At 70.3% G+C, this 5,999-nt stretch carries 1 protein-coding gene; it reads left to right on the forward strand.

The window, feature by feature from the left end:
- Positions 1 to 5,999: non-ribosomal peptide synthetase (locus HUW62_RS45200; protein ID WP_176437971.1), on the forward strand; the 5,999-nt coding region annotated here is incomplete at both ends.

Below are 5,999 nucleotides of genomic sequence, written 5' to 3' on the forward strand. Positions count from 1 at the left end.
AGATGGGTATAAGAGACAGCTCCCAGACTCCCTCCCCCTCTCCGACTCCTTCTCTCCTCCTCGCGGCCCCACTGAAGAGCTCCTCTCCCTCCTCTTCTCCCAGGTCCTCGGCCTCGACTCCGTCTCTCGCGACTCCGACTTCTTCTCCCTCGGCGGCCACTCCCTCTCCGCCACCCGCCTCGTCTCTCGCATCCGCCAGTCCTTCGGCGTCGACCTTCCCCTCGCTTCCTTCTTCTCCTCTTCCTCCATCGCAGCCCTCGCGGCGATCCTCGCTCGCGGCGCGGATGCCCAGAGCACCCCGCTCCCGGCTCCGACGCCGAAGCCTGGAGATGCCCCGCTGCTGCCGACGTTCGCGCAGGAGCGCTTCTGGTTCCTCCACCAGTTGCTCCCCGACTTGCGCGCCTATGTCGTCCCCGAGGCCGTCGAGCTTCGTGGCCCGCTGGACGTGGACGCATTGGAAGCCGCGCTGCGATTGCTCCTGGAGCGACATGCCGCCTTGCGGACGCTCTTCGGCACCGAGGAGGGCCGCCCAGCCCCGCGCATCGAGCCCCTCCCCGCGCGCGCGCTCGAAGTGGAGGACGTGGAAGCGACTGGGGACGGAGACACCACCATTCCCTGGGAGCGGCTGACCGCGGAGTGCATCCGGCCGTTCTCCCTGACGCACGGACCGCTGTACCGCTTCCGCCTCTTCCGGATGGGCGCCGAGCACCACGTGCTGCTCTTCGTGCTGCACCACATCCTCGTCGACGGCGTGTCCCTCGACGGCCTCCGGCATGAGCTGGCCGTGGCGTACGAGGCGCTCCGTCAGAAGCAGGTCCCCGCCCTTCCCGCCGTCACCCTCACCCAGGCGGACATCGCCCTCTGGCAGCGCACGCCCGCCGTGCGCGCCCGTGAAGAGGCGCACCTCGAATACTGGAAGCAGCAGCTCGCGGGCGCACCGTCTCGACTCGCGCTCCCCACGGACCGGCCCCGCCCGGCCGTCCTCGGCGACAGCGGCGCCCTCAGTCGTCACCTCCGGCTGAACGCCTCGCTGCACCGCGCCCTGAACACCGTGTGCCGCCAGCATCACGTCACGCCGTTCATGGTGCTGTATTCCGCCTTCGCGGCCCTGCTCCAGCGCTACTCCGGACAGGACGAACTGTGCGTGGGCACTCCTGTCTCCGACCGCTCCCAGGCGGCCACCGAAGGCGTCGTCGGCCTGCTGCTCAACACCGTCGTGCTCCGCACCCACGTGGACCCGCGCGCCTCGTTCGCGAGACTGCTGGCCCACGTGCGCACCGTCTCGCTGGAGGCGTTCTCCCACCAGCAGGTTCCCTTCGAGCGCGTCGTCGAGTCCCTCCCCGTGGAGCGCAGCCTCAGCCACGCTCCGCTGTTCCAGGTGCTGTTCGACATGAGCCGCATGGAGCACCCGCTCCCGGCGGCCTTCCCCACGCTCCAGTCCCGGGCCCTTCCCGTCGACAGCGGGACCAGCCAGTTCGACTTGAGCCTCTCCGTCGCGGAGGAGCGCGACGGGCTCGAGGTGTACTTCCGATACCGGACCGAGCTGTTCGACGCGGCCACCCTGGAGCGGATGCTGGGCCACTTCGAGCGACTGCTGGAGCACGCGCTGGAGACGCCCGAGCAGCCCATCGGCGCGCTGCCGCTGCTCGAGCGCGCGGAGTTCCAGCAGGTGGTGCGCGACTTCAATGCGACGCGGCGGCCCTTCGATGAGAAGGCCACCCTCGCCACGCTGCTGCGAGCCGCCTTCGAGCGCACACCCGACGCCATCGCGCTGGTGAGCCCCGAGGGCTCCTTCACCTTCGCGCAGCTCGAGTCCCGCGCCTCCCAGCTCGCTTCCCACCTCGCCGCCCTCGGCGCTCGGCCAGAGACAGTGGTGGGCTTGTGCCTGGAGCGCTCCGCCGAATCCGTCGTCGCCCTGCTCGCCATCCACCTGAGCGGCGCGGCCTGCCTCCCGTTGGAGCCCTCGCACCCCGTCGCGCGTCGCGCCTCGCTGCTGCGCCAGTCCGGCGCGCGGTGGCTCATCTCGCGCGAGGCTTTCCTCGAGGGCGCCTCACTCGACATTCCCCTCGTGCGGCCCGAGGACGCCGCGAAGCCTGGTGCCGTGCTCGCGCTCCCCACGCCCGCGCGTCCGGAGCACCTCGCCTATGTCCTCTACACCTCGGGCTCCACCGGTGAGCCCAAGGGCGCGGAGCTGACGCAGCGCAATCTGGTCCACTGCTTCGCCAGCTTCGATGCTTTCTATGAGACGGCTCCGGGCCACGCCTGGGGCGCGTCCAGCAGCCTGTCCTTCGACATGCACCTGGAGGAGCTGCTCTTCAGCCTCACGCGAGCCGCTCGCGTGGTGATGCGCGCCGTCGGCCCCCTGAACCTGGGCCGCGACATCCTCCAGCACGGCATCACCCACGTCGTCATCACGCCCTCGTCGCTCGCCACCGCCTTCGAGGAGCCCGGCGCGCCGGAGGCCCTCCGCGGGCTCAAGGTCGTCGTCACCGGCGGTGAGGCCCTGCCCGACTCCCTCGTGCGGCAGCTCGCCTTCACGCAGACCCGCATCGTCAACGCGTATGGCCCCACCGAGACGAGCGTCTGCGTCGCGGTGGACGTGTGCGTGCCCCAGCGCCCCGTCAGACTGGGACGGCCGTTGGACCGCAGCCAGCTCTACGTGCTCGATGACGCGCTCCAGCCCCTGCCCGTGGGCGTGCCGGGTGAGCTGTTCATCGGCGGCGAGGGACTGGGCCGTGGCTACCGCGCGCGTCCGGACCTCACCGCCGAGCGCTTCATTCCCGATGTCTTCAGCGAGACCCCCGGCGCGCGCCTCTATCGCACCGGTGACAGGGCGCGCTGGATGGCGGACGGCACCCTGTCCTTCCTCGGCCGCACGGACTTCCAGCTCAAGATTCGCGGCGTCCGAGTGGAGCTGGAGGAAGTCGAGGCCGCCCTGCTGCGCCTTCCCGGCATCCGGCAGGCCGCCGTCATCGCCCGACAGACAGTCCGGGACATGGAGCTGGTCGCGTACCTGGTGACGGAGGCCGCGTCCCCTGATTTCCGCGCCCTGCGTCAGGCGCTGTCCAAGCTGTTGCCGGAGGCCATGGTCCCCTCGCGCATGCGAGCATTGGACTCGCTGCCCACCAACACCAGCGGAAAGGTGGACCGCAAGGCCCTGGCCGCGCTCCCCGTCGAGCCCGACGCCGACGAGGCCGAGCACCAGCAACCCCCGCAGGGCCCCGCGGAGGAGCTGCTCGCGCTCCTCTTCAGCCAGGTCCTCGGCGTGGAGAAGGTGCACCGGAACGCGGACTTCTTCTCGCTGGGCGGCCACTCCCTCAGCGCCACCCGGCTGGTGTCGCGCATCCGCCAGTCCTTCGGTGTGGAGCTGCCCCTCGCCACGCTCTTCTCCACCCCGACTGTCGCCTCGCTCGCCAGCATCCTCTCGGCGCATCCGATGGACCGCGCGCTGCCGCTTCCCGCGCCGACGCCCCGTCCCGCTGGCGAGCCTCCGCTCCCGTCGTTCGCGCAGGAGCGGCTCTGGTTCCTGCACGAGCTCCAGCCTTCGCTGCGCGCCTACCACATCCCGGAGGCGATGGAGCTGGAGGGCCCCCTCGATGTCGCCGCCCTCGAGTCGTCACTCCGGCTGTTGCTGGAGCGCCATGCCTCCCTGCGGTCGGTCTTCGTCCCCGAGGATGGGCGACCCGTGTTGCAGGTCCGTCCGCTTCCGCCGCGGGTGCTTCAGCGGGAGGACCTCGCTTCGACCAGCGCGGACATCAATGCGACCCTGTCGGCCCGAGTCCGGGAGGAGGCCAGCCGTGCCTTCCCGCTCGCGGAGGGCCCGCTCTATCGCTTCCGGCTCTTCCGACTGGCGCCCGAGCGCCATGTGCTGCTGCTGGTGCTTCACCACCTCCTCGTCGACGGCGTGTCGGTCGACATCCTCCTGCGCGAGCTGGCCGTGGCCTATACCGCCCTGAGCCAGCACCAGGAGCCCGCCCTTCCCTCGGTGACGCTCACGCAGGCGGATGTGGCCGCATGGCAGCGAACGCCCGCCGTGCGCGCGCGTGAGGACGCGCACCTCGACTACTGGAAGCAACGGCTCGCGGGAGCGCCTTCTACCCTGGCCCTGCCGCTCGACAAGCCACGCCCGGCCGTGCGCGGAGACGAGGGCGCGTTCTGCCCGCCGCACAGGCTGAGTCCGGCGCTGGCGCAAGCCCTGGCCACGCTGTGCCGTCAGTATCAGGTGACGCCGTTCATGGCGCTGTATGCCGCCTTCGCCGCGCTGCTCCAGCGCTACTCCGGGCAGGACGAGCTGTGCGTCGGGGTTCCTGTCTCCGGCCGCGCGCATCCCGCGCTGGAGGACACCGTCGGCCTCTTCATCAACACCGTCGTCTTCCGCACCCGCGTGAGCGCCAGCACGTCCTTCGCCGACCTGCTGTCCCACGTCCGCGCGACGGCCCTGGAGGCGTTCACCCACCAGCAGGTTCCGTTCGACCGCGTCATCGAAGCGCTCCACCTGGAGCGCAACCTCCACCAGACGCCGCTGTTCCAGGTCCTGTTCGACCTGAACCGGATGAGCCGCTCCTGGGATGGACAGTTCCCTGGAATCTCCACCTGGCCGCGCTTCGTCGACAACGGCACCAGCCAGTTCGACCTGAGCCTCTCCGTCATCGAAGACGCGGAGGGGTTCGAGCTGTATCTCCAGTACGACACCTCGCTGTTCACGGAGGCGAGCGGGACGCGGATGCTGTCCCACTACGTGCGCCTGTTGGAGCAGACGTTGGAGGCGCCGACCCGCTCCGTGGGCGCGCTGTCCCTGCTGAGTCCCGAGGAACGCCAGCAGATGGTGCACGGCTTCCACTCGGCACAGCAGCCCTTCGATGAAGAGGCCACCGTCGCCTCGCTCCTCCTCGCCTCCGCCGCGAGGACTCCTGACGCCGTCGCGCTGGTGACACCCGAGGGCTCACTCACCTTCTCCCAGCTCCTCGCTCGGGCGTCACAGCTCGCCTCGCATCTCGCGGCCCTCGGTGCTCGGCCAGAGACGGTGGTGGGTCTGTGCCTGGAGCGCTCCGCGGACTCCGTCGTCGCCCTGCTCGCCATCCATTTGAGCGGCGCGGCCTGCCTCCCGCTGGAGTCTTCGCATCCCGCCGCCCGTCGCGCCTCGCTGCTGAGACAGTCCGGTGCGCGGCTGCTCATCTCCCGTGAGTCCTTCTTCGAAGGTGCCTCGCTCGACATTCCCCTCGTGCGCCCCGAGGACGCCGCGAAGCCCGGCGCCGTGCTCGCGCTCCCCACGCCCGCGCGTCCGGGCCACCTCGCGTACGTCATCTACACCTCGGGCTCCACCGGTGAGCCCAAGGGCGCGGAGCTGACTCAGCGCAACCTCGTCCATGGCTTCGCCGCGTTCGATGCGCTCTACGACACCGCGCCCGGCGCGACGTGGGCCGCGTCCAGCAGCGTCTCCTTCGACATCCACATGGAGGAACTGCTCTTCAGTCTCTCGCGTGGCGCTCGCGTGGTGCTCCGGCCAGTCGGCCCCCTCAACCTGGGCCGTGACATCCTCCAGCACGGCATCACCCACGTCTCCACCACGCCGTCCTCGCTCGCCACCGCCATCGAGGAGCCCGGTGCACTCGAGGCCCTGCGTCACCTGCGCGTGTTGATTTCGGGTGGAGAGGTCCTTCCCGAGTCACTCATCCAAGCGCTGGCCGTCACGCAGACCCGGCTCATCAATACCTACGGGCCCGTCGAAACGACCATCTGCGTCACCGGCACGGTGTATTCGCCCGAGCTGCCTGTCACCCTCGGCAAGCCCCTGGCTCGCACCCGCCTCTACGTCCTCGACGACTCCCTCCAGCCTCTCCCCGTCGGCGTCCCTGGCGAGCTCTTCATCGCGGGCCCCAGCCTCGGCCGTGGCTACCGCTCGCGCCCGGACCTCACCGCCGAGCGCTTCATTCCCGATGGCTTCAGCGACTCGCCCGGCGCTCGCATGTACCGCACCGGCGACAGGGCACGCTGGCTCC

This window comes from Myxococcus sp. AM011 (assembly GCF_013372595.1).
GTDB classification, from domain to species: Bacteria; Myxococcota; Myxococcia; order Myxococcales; family Myxococcaceae; genus Myxococcus; species Myxococcus eversor.